19 protein-coding genes are annotated in these 22,944 nt (G+C 40.9%); 11 read left to right on the top strand and 8 right to left on the bottom strand.

Annotated features, from left to right (window positions below; all coding sequences use genetic code 11):
- Window positions 1-73 precede the first annotated feature (73 nt).
- From H5203_RS02795 to H5203_RS02805, 3 genes are all read left to right on the top strand, one after another.
- Entirely contained in the window at window positions 74-637 is a 564-nt protein-coding gene (locus H5203_RS02795) for a hydrolase (RefSeq protein ID WP_182730866.1), read from the top strand.
- Between the two features lie 99 nt (window positions 638-736).
- Window positions 737-2,893: a TonB-dependent siderophore receptor gene (locus tag H5203_RS02800; RefSeq protein ID WP_182819341.1), complete on the top strand. Its 2,157-nt coding sequence runs from the start codon at window positions 737-739 to the stop codon at window positions 2,891-2,893.
- A gap of 17 nt (window positions 2,894-2,910) precedes the next feature.
- Window positions 2,911-4,104, top strand: coding sequence for a PepSY domain-containing protein (locus tag H5203_RS02805; RefSeq protein ID WP_182819342.1), 1,194 nt, complete (start codon window positions 2,911-2,913; stop codon window positions 4,102-4,104).
- Window positions 4,105-4,117: 13 nt separating this feature from the next.
- Here H5203_RS02805 and H5203_RS02810 read toward each other — a convergent pair whose 3' ends face one another.
- The gene (locus H5203_RS02810; protein ID WP_182819343.1) at window positions 4,118-4,675 is read right to left on the bottom strand and encodes a TMEM165/GDT1 family protein; all 558 of its coding nucleotides are present in this window, start codon (window positions 4,673-4,675) and stop codon (window positions 4,118-4,120) included.
- A gap of 294 nt (window positions 4,676-4,969) precedes the next feature.
- Window positions 4,970-5,827, bottom strand: coding sequence for a LytTR family DNA-binding domain-containing protein (locus tag H5203_RS02815; RefSeq protein ID WP_182819344.1), 858 nt, complete (start codon window positions 5,825-5,827; stop codon window positions 4,970-4,972).
- Between the two features lie 103 nt (window positions 5,828-5,930).
- On the opposite strand from H5203_RS02815, the gene H5203_RS02820 reads away from it, so the two are divergent.
- From H5203_RS02820 to H5203_RS02835, 4 genes are all read left to right on the top strand, one after another.
- Entirely contained in the window at window positions 5,931-7,979 is a 2,049-nt protein-coding gene (locus H5203_RS02820; protein WP_182819345.1) for a TonB-dependent siderophore receptor, read from the top strand.
- Between the two features lie 396 nt (window positions 7,980-8,375).
- Entirely contained in the window at window positions 8,376-9,122 is a 747-nt protein-coding gene (locus H5203_RS02825) for a type 1 glutamine amidotransferase domain-containing protein (protein ID WP_145236262.1), read from the top strand.
- Window positions 9,123-9,422: 300 nt separating this feature from the next.
- Window positions 9,423-10,049 carry a YceI family protein gene (locus H5203_RS02830; RefSeq protein ID WP_259397088.1) on the top strand — a complete coding sequence of 209 codons (627 nt, stop codon included), beginning with the start codon at window positions 9,423-9,425 and terminating at the stop codon, window positions 10,047-10,049.
- Between the two features lie 231 nt (window positions 10,050-10,280).
- Window positions 10,281-10,475, top strand: coding sequence for a (2Fe-2S)-binding protein (locus H5203_RS02835; RefSeq protein WP_145236256.1), 195 nt, complete (start codon window positions 10,281-10,283; stop codon window positions 10,473-10,475).
- 98 nt (window positions 10,476-10,573) lie between these two features.
- Here the strand turns inward: H5203_RS02835 and bfr (H5203_RS02840) are convergent, their stop codons facing one another.
- The 6 genes from bfr (H5203_RS02840) to H5203_RS02865 form a co-directional block, all read right to left on the bottom strand.
- The gene (gene bfr, locus H5203_RS02840) at window positions 10,574-11,038 is read right to left on the bottom strand and encodes a bacterioferritin (protein ID WP_145236253.1); all 465 of its coding nucleotides are present in this window, start codon (window positions 11,036-11,038) and stop codon (window positions 10,574-10,576) included.
- Window positions 11,039-11,048: 10 nt separating this feature from the next.
- Window positions 11,049-11,522, bottom strand: coding sequence for a bacterioferritin (bfr, locus tag H5203_RS02845; protein ID WP_149980077.1), 474 nt, complete (start codon window positions 11,520-11,522; stop codon window positions 11,049-11,051).
- 222 nt (window positions 11,523-11,744) lie between these two features.
- Window positions 11,745-13,883 (bottom strand): TonB-dependent receptor, encoded by a 2,139-nt coding sequence (locus H5203_RS02850; protein WP_145236246.1) that lies wholly within the window; start codon window positions 13,881-13,883, stop codon window positions 11,745-11,747.
- A 123-nt stretch (window positions 13,884-14,006) separates the two neighbouring features.
- Entirely contained in the window at window positions 14,007-14,288 is a 282-nt protein-coding gene (locus H5203_RS02855; RefSeq protein WP_149980079.1) for a hypothetical protein, read from the bottom strand.
- A gap of 292 nt (window positions 14,289-14,580) precedes the next feature.
- Window positions 14,581-15,654, bottom strand: a complete 1,074-nt coding sequence (locus tag H5203_RS02860; RefSeq protein WP_182730923.1) for a PepSY domain-containing protein — start codon at window positions 15,652-15,654, stop codon at window positions 14,581-14,583.
- Window positions 15,655-15,766: 112 nt separating this feature from the next.
- Window positions 15,767-16,630 (bottom strand): cation diffusion facilitator family transporter, encoded by an 864-nt coding sequence (locus H5203_RS02865; RefSeq protein WP_182819346.1) that lies wholly within the window; start codon window positions 16,628-16,630, stop codon window positions 15,767-15,769.
- A 162-nt stretch (window positions 16,631-16,792) separates the two neighbouring features.
- Between H5203_RS02865 and H5203_RS02870 the strand changes: the two genes are divergently transcribed.
- The 4 genes from H5203_RS02870 to H5203_RS02885 are packed head-to-tail and all read left to right on the top strand — an operon-like array spanning window position 16,793 to window position 22,855.
- Window positions 16,793-17,173, top strand: a complete 381-nt coding sequence (locus tag H5203_RS02870; protein ID WP_182819347.1) for a hypothetical protein — start codon at window positions 16,793-16,795, stop codon at window positions 17,171-17,173.
- A 53-nt stretch (window positions 17,174-17,226) separates the two neighbouring features.
- Window positions 17,227-18,486 (top strand): TolC family protein, encoded by a 1,260-nt coding sequence (locus H5203_RS02875; RefSeq protein ID WP_182819348.1) that lies wholly within the window; start codon window positions 17,227-17,229, stop codon window positions 18,484-18,486.
- The gene (locus H5203_RS02880; protein WP_182819349.1) at window positions 18,483-19,703 is read left to right on the top strand and encodes an efflux RND transporter periplasmic adaptor subunit; all 1,221 of its coding nucleotides are present in this window, start codon (window positions 18,483-18,485) and stop codon (window positions 19,701-19,703) included. Before H5203_RS02875 ends, H5203_RS02880 begins: the two co-directional genes overlap by 4 nt.
- An 11-nt stretch (window positions 19,704-19,714) precedes the next feature.
- Window positions 19,715-22,855, top strand: a complete 3,141-nt coding sequence (locus H5203_RS02885; protein ID WP_182819350.1) for an efflux RND transporter permease subunit — start codon at window positions 19,715-19,717, stop codon at window positions 22,853-22,855.
- Window positions 22,856-22,944: the final 89 nt, after the last annotated feature.

Below are 22,944 nucleotides of genomic sequence, written 5' to 3' on the forward strand. Positions count from 1 at the left end.
ACTTACAGTTTAATTAAAGAATTAACTTTATATAACAAATCACTTATGCTGTTAGTTATGTTTAGATTACAGGATGTTCACATTGCCTCACTCATTTAATACACACACCATGCAAAGTCTGCTGTTAGTTGTCGATATTCAAGACAAATTAAGTCCGGCGATGCCTCGTTATGAACAAGTAAAACAGGTCACAGTGCAATTAGTAAAAGCCGCACAATTGTTGCAAATTCCTATCTTAGTCACCGAACAATATAAACAAGGGCTTGGCGAAACTGATCAGCAATTAAAAGCTCAGATTGGGCAGGCTGAATACTTTGATAAAACCCACTTTAGCGCGTGTAAAGAGGACGGTTTTTTAGAGCTTATTGCTAGCTATAAGCGCACGCAAATCATTGTAGTTGGTATGGAAGCGCATGTATGCGTATTACAAACTTGTTTAGATTTATTGGCGCAAGGTTATCAGGTGTTTTTAGTCATGGATGCGATTAGTTCGCGTAATGATCTGCACCGCGATTTAGCCATCGCTCAGTTAAGACAAGCCGGTGCTGTGATCAGCTGCGCTGAAAGTGTGATTTTTCAATGGACCGAAGTGGCAGCGACACCTGTATTTAAAGAGATTTTAAAGATTGTTAAATAAGCTTTGCAACAAGAAGAGAATAATTCCACTTCAGCATTGTAAATGATAGTGGTTTTTATTATCATGCCGTAAATTATTTTGATTGCTGTATAAATATCAATGAAACCTTCTTTAATAGCATTAGCCCTAAGTTATATTACCATTGCGCCTGTTGTCGTTGCTGCGCAAACAACAGCAGCAGGATCTGCAACTGATGAGTCTACTGTTGTAAAAAACGACATAGAAACCATTTCAGTCGTTGGACGAGCGTTTTCACTGTATCGCCCAACAGAATCAACGTTTGGTACTCGTACCGATACGCCGCTAGAGAAAATTCCACAGTCAATCCAGGTTATTCCGCAAGCGTTAATCAGCGATCAGGCTGCACGTCAAGTAACTGATCTATACAGTAATATCGCGGGTGTTAATGGCTTTAGTTACTCAGGTGTTACGTTTCGTGGTTTTCGCCAAGATGAAATTTTATACGATGGTGTAAAAGGTGACCCATTTAGTGGTTTTGCGGTACCACAGTTGTTTAATATTGAGCAAGTGGCTGTTTTAAAAGGCCCTAGTGGCGCTGTGTACGGCAGTGGTAACCCTGGCGGGATCATTAATTATATGACCAAAAAGCCCAGCTATGATAGTAAAACAACCGTTGCAGTTGAACTGGGTAATGATGATTTTTTTAGTGCCGCAATCGAATCAACGGGCAGTGCCAATGACGCACAGACCCAAGCCTACCGTGTTGGTGTTTATAAAGATTCAGATAAACCGTTTCGTGAAAATACCAGCGAAGATAATACCATTATTGATTTAGGCTATCGATTTGATTTTAGTAACGATACTAATTTGGTATTGCAATATACCCATGTTGATCAAGATTTAGGCGGCGCTAGATTACGTGGGGTGCCAGTGGATAAAAACGGTAACTTCATTGCCGACATTAGCTGGAATCATAATGAAGCAACGGATTATCAAACCGTTATTGCTGACGTGTTTCAAGCAAGTTTTCAGCACCAATTTAATGAGGTATTTCGCAGTGATATCACTGCGCGTTATTTTAGTAACGATGCTAATCAAAACTATCATGAGCCGCGTGGACTAAGTGACACAGATGGCGATGGAGTACTGGATTGGAGCGAGCGCGAATTTCGTGATCAACAACGCGAAAATACCGGGCTTAGTTTTACTACCAATTTAATTGCTGACACTGAGCTTGCCGCTATGCAACATGTGATGCTGGTGGGTGTAGATTGGTATAAGCATGAGTTTGAATCAGCATATAGAACAGCTGTACAAGCCAGTAAAGGCGGCCCAGTCCCAGGGATCTCAATATTAAATCCTGTGTATGGACTGACTTCAAAAGATGATTATGATTTAGCAAACGTAACACCGCGTTTATCAAGTACTGAGTCAACACGTATTGGCCTGTATGCACAAGACCAAGTTGATGTTACCGATAAATGGAATGTTACGGTTGGCTTACGATACGATCGTTTTGAAGACACCGATGTGCTTAATAACACCGAGTTTTCAGACAGCGATGTGACGTATCGTATTGGCACAAGTTATAACTTAAACGATACCTTTTTCCCTTATGCGCTGTATGGCACAGGCTTTATGCCACAATCAGCCAGTAACCAAAATCAAGATGTAGGCGGGCCATTTAAACCTGAGCACAGCAATATTCGTGAACTTGGTTTACGTACTAAGTTACTTGATGACTCGTTGGCTGTGAACATGGCAACCTATCGCATTATCCGTAACAATATTTTACAAGCCAGCACTGAGATATCAGACACCGGCGTTGATCAAATGGAAGCGTTAGGCGAAGTTGACAGCCAAGGCTTTGAACTTGAGATTGTTGGTGATATCACTGAGCGATTAGTGATCACAGCAAGTTACGCATACAACGACACGCGTATTGTTGAGCAAAGTGAAAAATTTTCCGCGCAAGCAAAAGGCAGCGATAAATTTGCCAATGCGCCACAAAATACCGCAGGGTTGTGGACGCGTTATGAGTTACCGCAGTTGCACTCATCAATCGCGGCAGGTCTTGATTATGTTGATGAACAAGTCAGTTTAGACGGTGATAAAGTACAGCCGTATACCGTTTATAACATGGCTTGGAAGACTGAATATCAACAATGGGTTTGGCAGCTCTCAGTTAAAAACGTGTTTGATAAAGAGTATGCATCAAGTGGCTTTATAACTCGTGCTGGGCATTTCCCGGGGGAACCACGCCGCGTGTATTTGTCGGCTAAGTACACATTCTAAACTGACAATTACGGATTATGAAAGCAAAGCAGTGGTTTAACTTACATGCTTGGGCTGGGCTCTTGGTTGGCAGCTTGTTATTGATAACGTGTTTATCTGGCACGTTGGCAACCTTGAGCCACGAAATTGAATATCTTAGTGATAGTAAATTTCGTGCCCTCTCGCATTTCCCTAATACTGACTTTGCTGCAATTGAGAATACACTTGCCCAGCGTTATCCTGGCAGCCAAATCATTAGCATATTGCGCCATCAGCAACCTTACTTAGCAACCGAAGTGTCGCTTAAGTGGCAGCAACAGTTTTTGTTTGTGTATGTTGATGGTGCGACGGGGCAATGGCTTGGCGAAGGTCAGTGGGGGCGAGTATCGCGCTTTTTACGTAACTGGCACATGAATCTATCGATGGGTTGGACTGGTAAGTTGATCGTCACGAGTTTAGCCATTCTCTTGGTTATTTTAGTGGTTACTAGTCCGATTGTTTATCGCCAGTGGTGGCGACATTTTTTAAAAAAGCCACGGCAATTAAAAACAACCAATCGTAGCAGCTGGGCTGATTGGCATAAATTACTGGGGCTTTGGAGTTACTGGTTTATTGTGGTCATGGCCATTACTGGCGTGTGGTACTTAGTTGAACACACCCTACAAACAGCCAAAATTGACCATTATATAAAACCCCCCGCAGAGGTTACGGATCTACAAACTGACGCCGCGCATCCGCCAGCGATAAGTGCCATGGTAAACGCGGCGCAATCAGCGTTTCCAAGTTTACAGATTCGCGCTATACAATACCCAAGCAAAGCAAATAAACCGGTTGTGGTACTGGGCGATAATGATGACATTTTAGTACGTTTACGAGCTAATAAAGTGTATTTAGATCCAGCTTCAGCAGATGTACTGGCAATTCAAAAAGCCGCAGATTTACCTGTTATCGCGCGCATCAAAGATACCGCCGATCCTTTGCATTTTGGCAACTTTGCAGGGCTAGGTACGAAGTTAATTTGGGCTGTATTTGGTTGTTTAATGACCTGTATATGTATGGCTGGATTGTATATGAATTGGCTGAGAGTAAAGCGTAAGCAGCCTTCATTATTGCAATGGTTTGGTATCATGGGTGCAGTTAGTGTTTTATTAGTATGTTGTTCGCTACTTCTCACAACGCAAACATTTAGTGTACGCCAAGCACCAGCAAAACTATATTCGCCGGTGCTGTAACGTGCAGATAAAGTTAGCTAGTAACTAGGCCGTAACAACCCAAAGCAACAAACACTATTGCAGCAAGCATTCTTACTTTTGCCATTGGAATACGTTTTAGCAAGGCATTGCCAGCATAAATAACCGGCACATTGGCAAGTAACATACCTACAGTGGTTCCTATGGTTACCCACAACACTGATTGATATTGAGCGCCAAGCAATACTGTTGCTATTTGGGTTTTATCGCCAATTTCGGCAATGAAAAACAGCACCAAGGCAACTAAAAAAGCCCCGTATTGATCGTACTTATTGCTTACTTCTTCATCTTTATCTGGGATCAGTAGCCATAAGCCAACGACAATAAAACAGCCGTTCACAATCCAAGGCAGGTACGAAGAGGTAAAGCTTTGCGATAAATAATCGCCCAACCATGCAGATAAACCATGATTGATAATAGTAGCGACTAAAATACCTAAAATAAGTGCAGGTTTATTGGTAAAGCGGGCAGCTAACAGCAGGGATAAAAGTTGCGTTTTATCGCCTATTTCAGCTAAAGCAACGGTGACGGTTGATGTGATAAATGTATCCATTTTACTTCTATAAGGCGGGAACATTAAACCAAGGTAAACGCCTATCTCCCGCCATGAGGATAGTGTTTACCCAAGTCTTGCCGATAATGCTTGCTACATTACAAACTTACCATGCACATGAGGTGCAATTATGTTGATAAGTTTACTTGCTGCGCTTTAAGTTAAAAGGCATCAAGCAGGCTACTCCCCCGAGAAGTGCGCACTTTGCCACATTTCTTTTTTAGAGTAAAGGTACAACAACAGGTTTTGTGGTGCGGCTGAGGGTGAACTCTGTAATTGAATATAAACGTATGCTTAAAACCATGCTTTTACTTTTTGCATATTATTCCTACTTACCAACACTTTATCATCATTGCTCATGAGTAGTGTTGCTTGGCGACCTTTACTCTTTACACTGCGAATATACGCCCGATTGACCCAATAACTACGGTGAGTTTGACTCATTGTATGTTGTTCATCAGCTTCGGCCAAAGCCGATATGGCATCTTTTAAATTAAATAAGATCAGTTTTTCGAAATCATGTGCAACGACTTTTAAATAATGTAGCTCAGCTTTTAAATAGACTATTTCATCCACGTTATTTACAGTAGCGAGCTGTAAAAATGCGGTAAGCTTTTTTGTTTCTGGTTCTATTACTTCTGCAGCTTTGAGTGGCGCTAAGGGAGGGGATATCGGTATTGTGTGAGCAATTGCTAAAGTTGGCGTGTCGGGCGGCGTTTCTGGTAAAGGTGTTCTTCTTTGCAAAGAAAGCCCAGTTAACCAAGGTAGGTTTACAACTAACCAAGAAAACATTGCCGTGGGGATCATATCACTGCATTCTTGGACTAAAGCTGCGAGGGTATAATCAGTATCATGTAGCCAATAAACATCAAATAGCAGTGAGACGGGGGCATAAAATAGAGAGGCAATAAATGCGCTCACTAGCAACTTTAAAGCACTGTTAAGTCCTGATAATCGGCTAGTTAAAAATAGGTGAGTGGCGATAAAAAATAATGATCCGCTATGAACTTGAAGCTGCCACTGTAAAAAAACTTCAACAACATGACGTGTTTCATCATCGTTAACGAGGGTAAATAAGCTTGCTAAAATAAACCCCAAGATAAAAAAATATCGCCAAGGATTTATCTCACCTAACGGAAAATGCCCATTCATACAAAAAGCTGCCCATTCGTTCAAAATCAACAAACTTAATTAAAGCAAATTCAATCCATGGCGTAAATTGTTGTCATCACAATTTATACAAGGAATGGATACTATGAATAAAATGACACGATTATTACCTTTAACAATCTGTGCTTTGGCAGTCATTAACGCTCAGGCTAGTGATGAAAAAGAGCTCGAAGAAATAACGGTGATCGCAGTAAAACCAGATGGTTTAAAGATCAGTTCAGACAAGCTCTTATCATTACCAGGCACCGGTAATGATCCATTAAAGGGCTTAGAAGCACTGCCGGGGGTTGTACTTGCAACTCCCGCCACCGGAGGCCCGGTTGCGCAGCCTGCAATACGTGGTAGCTCGAGCAATGACAACTTATATCTTACCGATGGCTTGGAGATGGGGTATGTTTTTCATAATGACGGGTTAAGTGTTTATAACCCACTTCTCGTTGAGAGTTTTGAGTTAAAAACGGGGGCTTGGAGCAGTCAATACGCAAATGCGAATGGCGGAGTGATATTAACCAATTTAAGAGATCCCAATGGTGTGGAGCCGGCACGAGTGATCGACTTAAGCTTTTTTAGAAGTGGGTTTTTATATGAACAGGCCTTATCAAGCAACGCAGCGTTCTACGTTTCTTTTCGAGAAAGCTTAGTTCATACTTATGTTGATAATTTTATAGAAGACGAAGACTTTTCTTTCGCGGTACCACCGAGAAATCGAGACTATCAGGCAAAATTTATTTGGGATTTTGACGCAAACAATATTATTCGATTCTCCGCCAGTGGCGCAAAAGATTATATCGAAATAGCGTTTGATCAAGACGGTAGAGATATTGCTAAAAATCCTGATCTAGCCAGCGGCGAAAGATATCAAACTTACTACCACAGTCAAGCGGTGAGTTTGCAACATTTTGGCGATGTAATAGAGACTAATTTTAGTGTTAATTTATTGACTCAAAATCAGCAAGAGCGTGAAGGGGAGGTTTTTAGATGGGATGCAGATATCACAAAATTGATTTTCAAAACTGAAAACCAATACGTAGCAGAATCCTTTACGTTAAATTTTGGTGCCACCTATAGAGACACGTCTGTAGACTATCTAGCCAGTGGCCGGTTGATGCCGTGTAATACCGAATTTGAAATGTGCCCACCTAGCTACTTTAGTCCTAAATTTAATGAGCAAGGGACTTTAACTATTTCAGATTATCATGCTTACACCCATCTTACGGGGCAAATCACTGCTAAACTTGATTATCAAATCGGCATTGCTGTTGTTGGCACAGACAATAACAGCCAAAGTTATGTTGAACCAAGATTAGGGATTGGCTTCGACCTCGATGACAATCACACGCTCAGACTAAACTACGGGATCCATCATACCTTTATAGATGACTATCAATTTTTAACCGCTCAATATGGAGAGCCAAGCCTTGAGGCGAGTAATTCATCGCAATGGGTTTTAGGCCTTGATTCACAATTAGCTGATGGAATAGCTCTACGAACAGAGCTTTTTTACAAAGAATTGAAAAACCTCGTTGTTGCAAACCCGCAAGCACAAGCTCGCAGCGAAAACGATGTAGCACTCAGTGATCTGCTTTTTGATGATGTTGCCAGTGGCGAAGCGTATGGGATTGAAATACTTGTAAATAAGCAACTGTCGAACGACTGGTTTGGCTGGGCAAGTATTGCTTATAGTAAAACAGAGCGAAATAACCCATTAACAGCAGAGGCGTTTAATTCTGAATTTGACCTGCCTTGGGTTGCAAACTTGGTTTTAGATTATAAATGGAATGATCACTGGCAAGTCGGTGCAAAATGGCGATTTCAAAGTGGCAGGCGCTATACGCCAGTATTATCTGCACAGCCTTATAAAGAAACTGGCAGTCAAAATGCGCTCTTTTATATTCCAAAATACAGTGAATTTAACAGTTCACAATGGAGCAATTACCACCGTTTAGACATTCGTGCAGATTATAAAACACAGCTCTATGGCTTTGATGCTAATTTATATTTTGAAGTGTTAAATGTTTATGCTTCACGCGCAGTCCAGGAGCTAGAATACAATCAAGACTACAGCGAGTTTGAAAAAGACTACCAGTTCCCTGGTATGCCTTTACCATCTATTGGCATCACAATTAACTTTTAAAGATGATAACCCTCTTACTTTAAGTGTGAGAGGGTTGAGCATCTGAAATATAAATTTAGCGTTTTATGGTTGATAAAAAATTTAGAAAATCTAGCACTAAATGAAATTAAAGGGGTTAAGAATTTTCAATAAGTTGAAATTTGCCAGCAGTTATTAGCGTTTAAAACCCAAGCAGAAAATAAGCTACAAAGACTAAGACTGCATAGGCCCTCTTTTTACAGTTGGCTGCGTTCGGATAGCGGTCGTTCATTGATAACTATTTTATCTGACTTGACTAAACCTCTATCTTGCAGGCCTTCCTAATACGCTTTTAAGTACCGATACAAATTCTATATTTAAACCTTTTCGTCTTTTGTCTCGTCTAAATAATAGTTTAATTATTTATAAAGGAAAAAAATGAAACTCTTATCCATTATTTTACTAACAGGCGCTTTGCTAGCCACAAATGCAATAGCAGAGCCTAAAAAGAAGGTACTGATAGTGGCATCTAATATGATAAATATGGGGGATCCTGAACAGCATGACGCAAGAAATAATTTATGGGAATTTGCACCTCCGTATCACATTTTTTTTAGCCACGGCTTTGAAGTTGACTTTGTATCACCTAATGGTGGAGAAGTTAAGTTTATGTTGGAGCCTTTAGGTATAAGTAGTTACACCATCAAATATGAAGGCTTCTTAGAAAAAGCAAACAGCTCATTCAAACCTGCTCAAATTGACCCAAATGACTATTGGGGCGTATTCATAGGTGGTGGCTATGGAGTAATGTTTGACGTTACAGATAACAAACAAATCCAATCCATTATCAGTAGTATTTATGAGTCAGGTGGTATTTTAGGTGTTGGTGGTCATGGCTCAGCGGGCATTGTAAACGTGAAATTATCTAATGGGGAGTTTTTGGTGAAAGGAAAAAAAATAGCTGGTTTTCCTAACTCTACTGAAACATCGAAACCATGGGCAAAACAAGGAACACTTTTACCTTTTCTTATTGAAAATCAACTTAATAAGAATGGTGCTATTGCTCAAAATAAAAAAACATTAAAAGATAAACACGCTGTGATTGCAGATCAACGTATTATCTCAACAATGTTTTTGCCTTCAGCTGCACTTGTAGCAAAAGAAATGATAACCTTAAGACAGTAATAACGGCGCTTAATAAGCTAATTAAGGCGGAACTGCTAAAGTTTGACTCGGTTTCGCTCAGCTACGCACTTTACTTTTTAGGGCGTTACCACCGTCCGCTAAATGCACTTTTGAGTAGTTCGGCTTTGAGCGTGAAGGAAAAATTCACGGCTTCACTCCATCAGAATATAAAAGAGAAGTGAAAATGGAAAATATGAGGCATTATATATTTTGATTTTATGAAAAATGACGTTTTATTTTACCTACACTCAACACATTACTAATGGCTTTACTACTATGAACTCAGCGTTAAAGAATACAATGCGAACATTTATACATTCGGTCTCAGTTATGTGTGCTGCGCTGTTACTGACAAGTTGTGTGAGTTGGATTGCACCAACTGTTAAATCTGAGTTGATAGCGCTTCAAGCGGGCGAATATCAGCTAGACAGTCAACATGCTGCATTAATATTTAAAATCCAACATTTAGGGTTATCAACCTATGTAGGGCGTTTTAATAAATTTGATGCACAACTCAACTTTGATCCTAATAATATGACTGCCGCGTCATTAAACGCAGTGGTGGATATTAGCTCTATTGATATTAATAATGCTGACTTAGCAGAAACCTTACAAAATGACACTTGGTTTAACAGTGAACGTTTTGCGCAGGCATCATTTACTAGCAACACTGTTACAGTTATATCTGATAACAGTTTTAATTTCTCAGGTGATTTAACTCTTAGAGGTGTTACCAAACCTGTGACGTTTAAAGCCACATTTCACGGTGGAGCAGACAACTGGATGACAGGAAAATACACCATTGGTTTTAGCGCGGTAGGTCAAATCAAACGTTCTGACTTTGGCATGGACAGTTATATACCGATTGTTGGGGATCAAATTGACTTAGAAGTTTATGCGGAATTTCTTAATGTTGGTAAGCAATAAGAAGTAAGTAGATAGCTACTAAATCGTCAATGAGTGAAATTTGCAGATAGAATATAATCCCTGAATGACCGCTAGGGCACATATCAGTTAACCGGATTGCGGTGATCATCTAAAACTATATGAAATTAAGCAAATAAAAATAATTCTCAATTTTATGCGATTATTAATTGCGAACCGTTTACGTTTAGATTAATATACAAGCTCGAATGTAATTGAGAGTAGTTTGTATTCATGTATATCTGTTTATGTCACGGTGTGACAGATAAAAAAATTGAACAAACAATCGACGAAGGCGCGACTACAATGCGCGAGCTTTCTAAAGAGCTTAAAGTCGGTAGCCAGTGCGGCAAATGCTGCGGCTGTACTAAAAAGATCCTCAACCGTAAGCTTATTCAAATTGCTGATATTACTGAGCAAGTGGCGTAGCTATTGCTTATTGGTAATCGTTTAAACTCAGTGACATTTATCTGTATTATAAAAACTAAAAAAGCAGCCTAAGCTGCTTTTTTGGTATTAACCAAACGTTACATTTGCGACTGCAGGTAGTTTTCAATACCGGTGCTTTTAATTAACTGTTGTTGCGTTTCTAGCCAGTCAATTTGCTCTTCTTGCTCAGATAAAATGTTATCGAGCGCTTCGCGGCTAATATAATCTTTTTTACTTTCAGCAAGTTTGATCGCATCTTTTAGATCAACCAATGAATCTAGTTCAAAACTCATGTTGCAGGCAATCATTTCTTCGCTGTTTTCGCCAATGCGTAAACGGCCAAGATCTTGAAGATTAGGTAAGCCTTCTAAAAATAAAATACGCTCAATTAAACGGTCAGCGTTTTTCATTTTTTGAATCGAGGTTTTGTAATCGGCTTTGTCTAATGCGCTAAAACCAAAATCTTTAAACATACGGGCATGCAAAAAATATTGGTTAATGGCTACTAATTCATTTGCCAGTATTTTATTTAATGCAACAAGAACGTCTTTATCGCCTTTCATAATTTAGCTCCTATTCGCCCATTTGTGATTGGTGATAGTTTTGGCTACCAATTTTATCAATCAAACCAAGTTGTTGTTCAAGCCAGTAAACGTGATCTTCTTCGGTATCGAATAATAGCTTTTCAAGGATCTCACGTGACTGATAGTCTTTTTCTTGCTCACAGACTGCAATTACTTCTTTAACACACTCAACGACTTCAAGCTCTAGGGTTAAGTCATTTTGCATCATTGATTTAACATCATGACCAATAATTAGATCACGACGTTTGGTCATGTTCGGTACGCCTTCGAGGAATAAAATACGCTTAATTAACCAATCAGCGTGATCTTTTTCTTCTTCCATTTCATGATTAAGGCGTACATAAAGTTTATCTAAACCCCAATCATCGTACATACGTGAGTGGATGAAATATTGATCGATTGCTGCAAGTTCATTTGCAAGCAATGTGTTAAAGCTGTCGATAACTTTTTGATTACCTTTCATAACGGCCTACCTTGAAATTCATAATTGCGACAAGTTTAGTGTAAAACCACAAAATTGCAAGTATTTTCCTTTTAAATCATATGGTTAATATTGCGTGTGATTCTCGTTTAAGTTTGCATTGTTGGTTGCTTTATGAACAGATTGCTATTTATATTTAAGGTTAAAGGTTAAATTAAGAAAGGCTCGTTCATTGCACAGCGCAATGAACGAGTTTAATGATGCTTAAAATTTATATTTAACGCCAACAGTTGCTGTTGTTCCTAAACCTTTGATGTTATAGCCGCCGAATGTATATGACTGAGCGCGGGCTGGAAAGTAATCTTCGTTAAATAAGTTTTCAATACCTGCAAACCCTTGCCAGTTATCAGCAAATTGGTATTGGCCAGTTAAGTTAAAAATATTATAACTTTCGACAGGGCCCTGATCGCCCACATATTTGCCATCGTCATTTGCTGCAAAGCGTTTTCTATCGCCGACATACAGGTAACTTAATGTTAGAGACATAGCATCACTGGGTTGCCAGTTTAGGTTAGCTGTCGCTTTTGGTGGGCTGATCTGTTTAGAACCTAAATAAACATCTGCTTCGGTGTTTTTACCTTCAACATAGCTATACGTTGCCAGTAATTTTAGGTTTGCAGAAATTGTATAATCTACCAGTGTTTCGTAGCCCCAAATTTCCTGTGGTGCTCGTACTGGTTCATATACGCCGGTCACTTCATTAAATTTATTGGTTGTGCCAAGTTCAGAGGTACTACGATAGGCGGCAACTTCAATACGTACATTATCAAATTGTGAATTAAAACCAATTTCATAGTTGTCGATGATCGAGGCTTCAGTTTGGATCTGTCCAATATCGTTTACCGTGGCAGCACGCAACAAACGGCCAATGTCTGAAATATCGGAGCCTTGTGAGTAGCTTAAAAATGGGCTGAATTTTTCATCAAGGTTGTACTTAATACCAACATTATAGGTTGTCGCATCGTAATCTATAGTGTCGCCTTTAACGTTAATAGGTACTGAGCACTGAGTTGGCGTTTTACATAGTTTAAGTGTGCGGTAGTCGTCTACCGTTAAATCAATGCTTTCTTTGCGAACACCGGCTTTGACAATAAGGTCATCAGCAATCACCCATTTGGTTTGTAAAAAGCCAGCAACACTTTGCATATCCATCTCTGGAACCCAGATACGGCCATCAACAAGTGGCTGCGAAGTCACATCGGTTAATGCATCGATACCATAAATAAATGAGGCTTCGATAGAATCAAAATCTATTAGGGTATTAAATGTTGCGCGTGCGCCTTTTTTCTCTGATCTTATAATTGACTGGCCGCCGTCATAATTTTCGTCTTGATTAGCAAGATTGGGGGAGAAGAAAAACACGTTTTCTATATCTTGCATATAAAGATCTAAGGTCATTTGGGTGTTATCAAATAGCGCGTAGTCTATGTACTTTAGGGTGATATTTTCGTTGCCTTCGGGGCCTTGTGGTTTACCTTGTTTTTGTAATTCAGGTGGTACATGGATTGCGTAGGTTTTTTCGCCTAAGCTGATATCGCCAGCAACATCGCCAAGGTCAGTTTTTTGCTGCGAACTGAAGTAGTTATAACTAAATTGTAGCTGTTTTTCGTCATCAAAATCATAGCCCAATTTAGTAAAGTAGTTTTGTGTAACTGCGTCAGATAAACCATATTGTAAACCGAGTATGTCACCCTGGGCATCGCGTTGTACGCCATTTTCTTCATAGCTGGCAGTAACTAAATAGCTAAATTTGTCAGCACGGCCATTAATGGCTGCTGATAGCCTTGCACCGGCACTTTCCTCAAGTTTTACCGCACTAAAGCGACTCGATAAACTTATTTCACCTTCGGTTTTACCATCACTTTTTGCTTGTTTAGTGATGTAATTAATAATACCGCCTGATGCACCGTTCCCGTAAATAGAGGTGGCACCTTTGATCACCTCAATGCGGCCGATAGCACTTGGGTCGAGGCTCTTTATACCTAAAGAGCCATTACGCAGTGGGGTTGATTGCGGCACGCCGTCAATCATTATAAGTGGTGCGCGACCACGCAGCGTTTGCCCGGTATTACTCGAACTACCTGTATCAGGGGCAAGGCCCGGCACCATTTGCGCAAGTAAGCTTTGTAGCTCTGGATTTACTTTTAAATGCTCTTCGATTTGCTGTTGATTGATAATAGTAATTGATGCGGGAACCTCATCAATGCTTTCAAAAACACGGCTACCAGAGACAACCACACGCTCCATTTGCGTATCGGTTAATTGGTTTTTATTGATTGCTTCATCGGCAAAAGTGGCAGTGCTTACAGCGAGGGCTAATAAAGTGAAAGAGGTTTTAAACATGAAGATCCTTTACGACTATGTAATTATGAGATATTGCTGTTTTTATTGGCGCAATAATAAGTGTAAAGAAGTGTAAAGGCAAGGGTATTGATAGTTATTATCAATTGCATTTTGTTTTTTTTGCTATTCAAAAAAGTTAAACATCAGCATTATGCTTGCAAAAAATGCCAACCAAAGCGGCGCACTTGCTTGATATTTTCCGACATTAAAAAGTTGATAACAAAAACCAATAAGCAGTAGTAGCTCAATAAGTAGCTGGAGTGGAAAACCCACAAAGGCATAAATGATTCCTATCACTGAGAGAAAGCTATTACCTGATAGTTTGCTCAAGGTGCCAGTAAAAAACTCGGCTGCTATAAAAAAACACAGGTGGTTGATTATAAATAATAATAGAACACTTTTCATAGCTCTCGTCCTTAAGCTTTTTTCCTGATGCGCTAATAAGTGATTAATTCCATGTAATTGGTACGATTAATTTTAGGAGCTAAAATAGGAAAAATAAAGCAACATCACTTGTTTAAAGTATGAGTTGCCACAAGGCAAAAAGTACATTTACATCGAGTCAGGAACGGCAGTTATTTGAAAGGTAAGGGTGGCATGAGTTGATCTGACAGTGTTACTGGTGGTGTGAACTTAAAGTTATTGTTCAACATCACCACCAGTGCGAGCTGATTTATTAAAACGTTATAATGCTGAGTTATCTATAATGGCGTTTATACCAAAAGTAACCCCCGCTGATAGTAAAAAAAGCAGGCAGTAGTGCAACCAATAGCCATAACATTTGCACCAAAAAACCGGCAAAATCGCCAATATGAAATTTGTATTTAAAATTCCACGCGCGAGTTGTAAGGTTGGCCTTTGAGGCATCGTAAGATTGCAGGACTTGACCGGTGTATTGATCGGCCCATACCCAACTATAAGCATGACTTTCATCAGGGTTTCTTACTCTAAGTGCAACTGGGTCGCTGGCTTTTTTAGGCAAATAGATACGAAATAATTCAGCCTTAGGAAATACAGCTAATGCGTTTTGTATAGCCACTGCAAAGTTATCGCCATTGATTATATTTGGCACCTCGAGTTCCGGCGCTTTAGGGCGTGCCTCTACATTATTTTGTGTTACAAACTCAAGCACTGCTTTGGTCTCGTCTTTCCAGTGAAATGCCATACCAGTAAAGGCAATTAAAATAAGAGGGATAAACAGATACATGCCAATCACTGTATGGAGTTGGTAAAGCAAAATACGTAATTTAGCCTTGGGTTTTATTACTAAACGTTTTAGGCGATTTTTAGGTTTAAGCCACATGTATACGCCAACGAATATATTGATAATAAAAATTAACGCACAGATAGAGACCCAATTGCGCAGCGGCTTTTTGCCATCTGTATCTTGGTATAATAGCCAACGATGAACGGCCATGGTAAAGCCATACACTGTACTGTAATAATCATATTTGAGCAGTACTTGTCCGGTATATGGGTTAACGCTGATATAGTTTTTATCAGCAAGCTGGGCTTGCCATGCAACAGTGGGCTGCTGCTCTGGCATAAGTAAAGTGACATTTTGTTTGGAGTGAACAGCCAGCGTATTGATAAGCACCGGATAGGCCAGTGGTGTTGATTGCGGGGTTACTGTCCAATATTGCGGATTAATGATTTGCTGAATGTCTTTTGCGTAAATTAAAATAGCGCCGGTGATGCTTAAACAGATCAAAAACAGCCCACTAACTAATGTCAGTATTAAATGAGTACGGCGTAACCACAGCTTTAACAACACAGATATCCTATGATATTTATAAAAATAAAGATGCGATGATAAATGAGAACGCGAGCTGTTTTCAATAAAAATCCGATTAAATGCAATTATGAGTTCGCATCATGGTTTGTTATTGTGGCTGTTTATATTCAATAATACATTGCTCAATAGCAAATTCATGGTGTAAATAGTCTTTAATTGCGTCAATATCAAGTGGCTGTGTAGCTATGATCACCAGTTCACAACAGGTTGTTTTCTCATCAATTTGCCAGGCTTTAATGCTGTGTACTTGGCTAATTGTAAAGTGCTTTTGTAACGCATTAGTGATTGCTTCACGATTAAAGTTATTGGGCGCAGCTTGCATAAGAATTTTGCAACTTTCAATCAGTAGTAATACCCCGTGATAAATTACATATGCCGAAATGAATACTGTGGCAATCAAATCAACAATATACCATTGATAGAGAATAATTAAGGTACCAGCCACAATTACCACGATCGAGGCCATAGCATCAGACACATTATGAATAAATGCAGCGCGAATATTCATGCTATTTTTTGCCCCCGCACGAAAGGTCAACACCGCCGTCGCAACATCAATTACTAGTGCTAATGCTGCCACCCACACTACAATCCAGCCATCGATTGGGGTTGGGTTAAAATAGCTGTCAATGGCTTCTAGTATTAAAAAACCACCAATAATGATTAGCGTAGTGCTGTTCAATAGGGTGGCTAAAATTTCAGCTCGTTTATAACCAAAGTGGTAACGTTCATCAGCGGCTTTACTGCCAATTTTACGGGCGATGAGGGCGATAAAAATGGCTGCTGCATCACTTAAGTTATGCAGTGCATCAGCAATTAGCGACAAGCTACCTGAGACTACACCGCCAATAACTTGAGCTATTGTTAGCAGCACATTGATAAACACCGCAAAGCCTAACTGGCGGTTGCTTTGGTTGTCAGTGTCATGACTGTGAGAATGTTGATTTGCCATATTTAGCGCTTCTATGTATTTTTATTATGTTGATTTATATTAAGTGAGCGTTATTAAATTAGCCAGTGCTGGCATAATAATTAATAAAACTGTCTTAAATTCTTTGCAGAGGGATTAAGTTCTGTTAAAGTTATTTGCATATCGTTTGTATGGGGTTATTGCTTGAAGCAATCAGTGTTGTTAATTTTAGCTTTATTACTACTTCAGCCCGTGCTGGATAGTTTTGACGTGGCTGATCATAACACTGCTATTAATGTAACCTCGCAATTATTACATCAGCAAAGTCAATTAGACGAACACTGCTCTGTCAATAACGATCATGATATTCACCAACTGCAACATCAGCAATTAAGCCAAGCCTTAGCTGATAACGCCGATGATGCGCATTGTCATGTATGTCATATCCCCGCATTTTTTACTGAGCCGTGGCAGCAGCATGTCAATTTACCAAGCTACGACATTATTAGTTTGAACGCCCCTGTATTTAATTCGCGTCTGCTTATTCCTGATCTACGCCCTCCAATTACTCACTCACTAAGTTAATTTTTAGCTGGCCAATATTATGGTCACCGATTTATTTAGTAAGAGTATATGTTATGAATTTATACAAACCATTTGGGTTTGCTTGTCTGTGTGCGACTGTATTAGCTGCACCACCCGCATTGGCTACGCCAACGCATAATACCGCCGATTTAACCTGGTTGTTGTCGCAATTGAAACAACACCCAAATTTACAGGCTGATTTTCAGCAGCTGCAAAGTGCCACTGCATCTGTGCGAGCTGCAGGGCAATCTCTATATAATCCAAACCTTGAGTCGAGTATTGAAAAAGAAGGCGATGCTAATAATTTTAGTATTGGGCTGAGCCAAACATTTGATATTAATGATCAACAACAGGCACAACACAGTGCGGCGCTACTGACACTGGTTGCACAGCAGCAGCGTATGCAATTAACGTATTTACAATTAGTTGAACAAACCCTGATTGCGCTTATCAATTGGCGCAGTAGTAAAGCAGCTTTTCAGTTAGCGCAACAGCAAGAGCAGCAATTAGAGCGTTTAGTTACCGTGGTTAAGCGCCGTCGAGCGGCCGGAGAAGTCGGGTTGCTGGATGAACAATTAGCATTGTACTCACTATCAGAAATTTTGAATCAAACCGCCCAACAAGCCAGTGCTTATGCAGATGCTAAATTAGCTGTGCAGGCACTGTTACCAACGTGGCACGAAGATGGACAGCTGACACCTGAACAGTTACTCAGTGGTATTAAACTCACTACAGATACTGAAAATGTGGTCCAACATCCACAACTTTTGCTGGTGAAATCACAATGGCAACAACAGCGTCAGCAAGTAAAGGTGATCAAAGCCGAACGAGCCGTCAAACCAACCATTGGGCTTGTAGCAGGTAAAAATGGTGATGATAACCTTGTCTCTGTGAGTTTTTCTATGCCGCTGAATATAGTGAATAATTTTAGCGATGAATACCAAGCCGCTGAATTTACGGTGATGTCAAAAGAAGCCGAATATCAAGCTTTAAAGCGCACTATGACGTTTCAAGCACAAGCCAGTAAAGAGGTGATGCAAGCGTACGCTCAGCGCGTTAAGCGTTGGCAGTCGATTAACCAAGCAAATGCAGATAGCAGCCTTGCGTTGATAGAGCAACAATGGCAAAGCGGTGATATCAGTACCGCTGAGTACTTAACCATGCGCCAACAGCGTATTTCAGGATTACTTGCTGGCATTGAAATTGTTCAGCAGAGCCAACTGGCGAGTGTGAATTGGTTAACGCAAAGTGGTCAACTTAGCCATTATATTTCTACCTTTACGGATCCCCTAACTGATGGAGCTGCACTATGACGCGCTTAAAAATTATTCTTTCTGCTCTGCTATTTATTTTTAGCAATTTAGGGCAGGCAACCACTGTTGCACAACAAAAGTTTGATGATACAAAAACAGGTCATCAACACAGTGAAGAAGCACCGCACGCTCATACACCAGATGCAGCCCTTGATCATAGTGCTACCACAGCAGTACAACCGAGTGAGAATGTTGCACATGATCAAGCCGGCGGGGTACGTTTAACCCCGACACAAATGCGTTTAGCAAATGTGCAGATCAGCCCATTAGAAAAGCACACTTATCAAGCGCAGTTGTATGCCCCTGGTGAAATCAAAGCTAATGGTTATAGCAGTTATGTGTTGTCGCCACGAGTAGATTCAATTGTGGTGAAACGTCACGCAACCTTAGGACAACATATTCAAGTAGGCGCACCGTTAGTGACTTTATTTAGTGCTGAGGTCGCCAGTGCACAAACCACTTATCGATTAGCTAAAGCACAGTGGCTGCGGGTGCAAAAAATGGGCAAAGGTACGGTGAGCGAAAAACGCTTACTCACAGCCAAGGCAGAATATGAAGTGGCTCACAGTCAACTTGTGGCGTTTGGTTTATCGGCTAAAGCAATTGCGCAAAGTGCGGTAAGCCCAGCCGATAAACTGGGGGAGTACACATTATTTGCTGGTACGTCAGGGGCTGTGCTCAGTGATAATTTTGCACAAGGGCAGCGGGTCGATGCAGGAATTGAACTTATGCTGATTGCTGATGAAAGTCTACTATGGGTTGAAGCGCAATTGTCGGCAAATCAAACCATTAATATTGATACAGGCACAATAGCGCAAGTGAAAGTGAATCAATTCACATACCCAGCCAAGGTGATCCAAGAAGCACACACTATAGATCAGATCACTCGTTCACGGATTGTGCGTTTAAGTGTACAAAACAGCCAGCATCAATTACACCCGGGGATGTTTAGTGACGTGTATTTTGAATTTTCAACTGAGCAACAAGTGTTGGCGGTACCAGAGCAAGCTCTACTTAGGAACCCAGATGGTGATTGGGCGGTATATGTGCAAGGTGAAGACGGTGAACTTATAGCAACTGAAATTGAACGTGGCCGGCGGTTTGGTCAGCTTCGTGAAATTAAAGGATTGGCTGAGGGCACTAAAGTCGTTACTCAAGGAGCATTTTTTGTCGCATCAGAACAAGCTAAAGGCGGTTTTGATCCGCACAACCATTAGGAGCTAACACTATGTTTAATAATATAATAGATAGTGCGATTGCTAATCGACTACTGGTTTTGCTGACTCTTTGTGTATTAATTGTCACCAGTGTTGTGGTGATCCCAAAACTCAACCTTGATGCTTTTCCAGATGTTACCAATGTGCAAGTGGCTGTTAATACCGAAGCACCAGGTTTGGCTGCCGTTGAAGTTGAGCAGCTGATCACTTACCCAATTGAAGCGGTCATGTATGCATTACCTGATGTAGAGCAAGTTCGTTCGATTTCTAAAACGGGGCTTTCTGGTGTTACCGTGGTGTTTAAAGAAGGGGTGGATATCTATTTTGCCCGCCAACTGGTATTTGAGCGTTTGCAAGCAGCGAAAGAACTGATCCCGGACGGGATTGGCTTGCCAGAAATGGGCCCGAATACGTCAGGGCTCGGGCAGGTTTACCAATACTTATTAGCGGCATCACCTGAGTCTGGCTTGGATAGTATGGCGCTGCGCAGCTTAAACGATTGGATTGTGAAGTTACTCATCTTACCCGTTGATGGGGTTACCGAAGTACTGTCGTTCGGTGGTGATGTGCGTCAATACCAAGTAAATCTTAACCCAAATAAGTTATTGGCTTATCAGCTCGAGCAACAACAAGTTGTAACTGCACTGGAAGAAAACAACACCAATGTAGGTGGCTGGTATATGAACCGCGGCCAAGAGCAGTTAGTTATTCGTGGAACAGGTTGGTTTAATGCCGGCACACTAGGGCTGCAAGAAATAGTACAAACGCCATTGAAAACCATCAATGGCACAGTGATCACCATTGCCGATGTGGCAGAGGTGACGCTTGGCAGTGAAATTCGCCAAGGTGCCGCTACGATGAGTAAAAAAGATGGTCAAGGTAGTGTGCAATCATTAGGTGAAGTGGTGACAGGAGTGGTATTAAAACGCATTGGTGCAAATACCAAGCAAACCATTGATGGTATTAGCGCGCGGATTGCGATGATCAATCAAGCACTACCAGAGGGGGTAACGTTTGAACCGTTATATGACCAAGCCGATTTGATCACCAAAGCGGTTGATACTGTGGTAGATGCCTTGCTATTAGCGTTTGTATTTATTGTGGTTGTGCTGGCGTTGTTTTTAATGAATTTACGCGCCACATTATTGGTTTTATTGTCTATACCAATCTCCATTAGTATGGCTTTATGTGTCATGTCGTGGTTAGGGCTCTCGGCTAATTTGATGTCACTCGGTGGTATTGCTGTGGCAATTGGTATGCTGGTGGATGGCTCGGTGGTGATGGTGGAAAATATTTTTCGTCACTTAACTAACAATACTGATGCTGATCACTCACCGGCTAAATTGATTACTATGGCGGCTAAAGAAGTTGCCAGGCCGGTATTTTTTGCTGCACTAATTATTTTAGTCGTGTTTATGCCGCTGTTTAGTTTTGAAGGTGTAGAAGCTAAATTATTCCAGCCAATGGCTATAAGTATCATGTTAGCTATTATTTCTGCTGTGATTGTTGCGCTAGTAATCGTGCCAGCAATGGCAGTGTATTTATTTTCTAAAGGTGTCACAGTTAGGCGCAGTGTATTACTTGAACCGTTAGATAAAACTTATCAAACATGTTTACGCTGGGCAATGAACGCACGTAAAACGGTGATCTCCCTGGCGGGAATATTAGTGGTGATTGCTGGTATCTTATTGCCGCAACTAGGCACTGAGTTTGTGCCAGAGCTTGAAGAAGGCACTATTAACTTACGGGTAACGCTGGCACCTTCGGCAAGCTTGGATACAGCATTAATGGTCGCTCCTAAGTTGGAAGCGATATTATTGGCCTTTCCTGAAGTTGAGTATGCACTTAGCCGAATTGGTCGCCCAGAAGTCGGGGGGGATCCAGAGCCAGTTAATAATATTGAAATTTACTTAGGTTTAAAGCCAGTGAGTGAATGGCAATCAGCTGCTAATCGTGCACAACTGCAAGTGTTAATGGAACAAAAATTAGCGCAGTTTCCTGGTTTATTGTTTAACTTTTCACAGCCGATAGCCACGCGGGTGGATGAGCTACTATCAGGGGTGAAAGCGCAACTAGCGATTAAGCTGTTTGGTGCTGATTTAGATGTGTTAGTCGCTAAAGGGCAGCAAATTGAGCAAGCTGTAAAAGGTGTTGCTGGCGCTAAAGATGTGGCAATGGAACAAATTGCTGGTGAAGCACAATTAGTGGTAAAACCGAACCGCTTAGCACTTTCTCGCTATGGTTTATCTGTGGGGGATTTAATGTCGATAGTGCAAGATGGCATTGGCGGCACTGCGGCAGGGCAAATTATTAATGCCAATGAGCGGTATGATATTTATGTGCGCATTGGGGCAGAGTTTCGTGACAGCCCAGAAGCCATTGCAGACCTACGTTTATCCTCACCGACAGGTGCCGTGGTTAGGGTTGGAGATGTCGCAACGGTTAATATTGAATCTGGTCCGCCACAAGTGCGCCGTGATGACGTTCAGCGCCGAGTAGTGATCCAAGCCAATGTACAAGGGCGCGATATGGGCTCAGTCGTCGCGGATATTCGCCTTGCCATAGCTGAGCAAGTTGATTTACCCGCAGGTTATGGTGTGAATATCGGCGGTCAATTTGAAAACCAACAACGGGCGCAGCAACGTTTATCTATCGTGGTGCCTATTTCGCTGGCTTTGATTGCATTACTTTTGTATTTTGCATTTGGCTCAATAGGCCAAGCATTGCTGATTTTAGTCAATGTGCCGTTAGCAGTTATTGGTGGAGTGGTTGCACTTTACGTATCAGGGCAATATTTATCAGTGCCAAGCTCTGTGGGTTTTATTACCTTGTTTGGGGTGGCAGTGCTTAACGGCGTGGTGATGGTTGAGAGTATTAATAATCGCGTTAAAGCGGGAGATAGTCTACAAAGCGCGGCATTTAATGGCGCACTATCTCGGCTGCGACCGGTACTAATGACAGCGTTAACCTCAGCGCTTGGTTTGATACCCATGTTGATATCAACAGGCATCGGTGCTGAAATTCAAAAACCATTAGCAACGGTTATTGTTGGCGGATTATTTACCGCAACCTTTCTTACTTTATTTGTATTGCCGGTACTCTACGCTCAATTTAGTCAGCAGTTTTATCGTGTCAATGGGAATAAAAACTAGCTTTACTGCAGTACCTTACACAAGGCGCATAAACTTGCGTCTTGTGTTATTTAGTGCATTAATATATGTAAGTAAGTGTCTAAAACAAT

Origin of the sequence: Pseudoalteromonas sp. SG41-1 (genome assembly GCF_014164575.1) — a bacterium.
GTDB lineage: Bacteria > Pseudomonadota > Gammaproteobacteria > Enterobacterales > Alteromonadaceae > Pseudoalteromonas > Pseudoalteromonas rhizosphaerae.

Excerpts from the sequence above, each read along its gene's own strand:
- H5203_RS02855 (WP_149980079.1), bottom strand. The coding sequence starts at position 14,288 with ATGAAAAGTGTTCTATTATTATTTATAATCAACCACCTGTGTTTTTTT.
- H5203_RS02875 (WP_182819348.1), top strand. The coding sequence starts at position 17,227 with ATGAATTTATACAAACCATTTGGGTTTGCTTGTCTGTGTGCGACTGTA.
- bfr (WP_149980077.1), bottom strand. The coding sequence starts at position 11,522 with ATGAAAGGTAATCAAAAAGTTATCGACAGCTTTAACACATTGCTTGCA.
- H5203_RS02880 (WP_182819349.1), top strand. The coding sequence starts at position 18,483 with ATGACGCGCTTAAAAATTATTCTTTCTGCTCTGCTATTTATTTTTAGC.
- H5203_RS02795 (WP_182730866.1), top strand. The coding sequence starts at position 74 with ATGTTCACATTGCCTCACTCATTTAATACACACACCATGCAAAGTCTG.
- H5203_RS02850 (WP_145236246.1), bottom strand. The coding sequence starts at position 13,883 with ATGTTTAAAACCTCTTTCACTTTATTAGCCCTCGCTGTAAGCACTGCC.
- H5203_RS02800 (WP_182819341.1), top strand. The coding sequence starts at position 737 with ATGAAACCTTCTTTAATAGCATTAGCCCTAAGTTATATTACCATTGCG.
- H5203_RS02820 (WP_182819345.1), top strand. The coding sequence starts at position 5,931 with ATGAATAAAATGACACGATTATTACCTTTAACAATCTGTGCTTTGGCA.
- H5203_RS02810 (WP_182819343.1), bottom strand. The coding sequence starts at position 4,675 with ATGGATACATTTATCACATCAACCGTCACCGTTGCTTTAGCTGAAATA.
- H5203_RS02885 (WP_182819350.1), top strand. The coding sequence starts at position 19,715 with ATGTTTAATAATATAATAGATAGTGCGATTGCTAATCGACTACTGGTT.
- H5203_RS02825 (WP_145236262.1), top strand. The coding sequence starts at position 8,376 with ATGAAACTCTTATCCATTATTTTACTAACAGGCGCTTTGCTAGCCACA.
- H5203_RS02815 (WP_182819344.1), bottom strand. The coding sequence starts at position 5,827 with ATGAATGGGCATTTTCCGTTAGGTGAGATAAATCCTTGGCGATATTTT.
- bfr (WP_145236253.1), bottom strand. The coding sequence starts at position 11,038 with ATGAAAGGCGATAAAGACGTTCTTGTTGCATTAAATAAAATACTGGCA.
- H5203_RS02835 (WP_145236256.1), top strand. The coding sequence starts at position 10,281 with ATGTATATCTGTTTATGTCACGGTGTGACAGATAAAAAAATTGAACAA.
- H5203_RS02805 (WP_182819342.1), top strand. The coding sequence starts at position 2,911 with ATGAAAGCAAAGCAGTGGTTTAACTTACATGCTTGGGCTGGGCTCTTG.
- H5203_RS02865 (WP_182819346.1), bottom strand. The coding sequence starts at position 16,630 with ATGGCAAATCAACATTCTCACAGTCATGACACTGACAACCAAAGCAAC.
- H5203_RS02830 (WP_259397088.1), top strand. The coding sequence starts at position 9,423 with ATGCGAACATTTATACATTCGGTCTCAGTTATGTGTGCTGCGCTGTTA.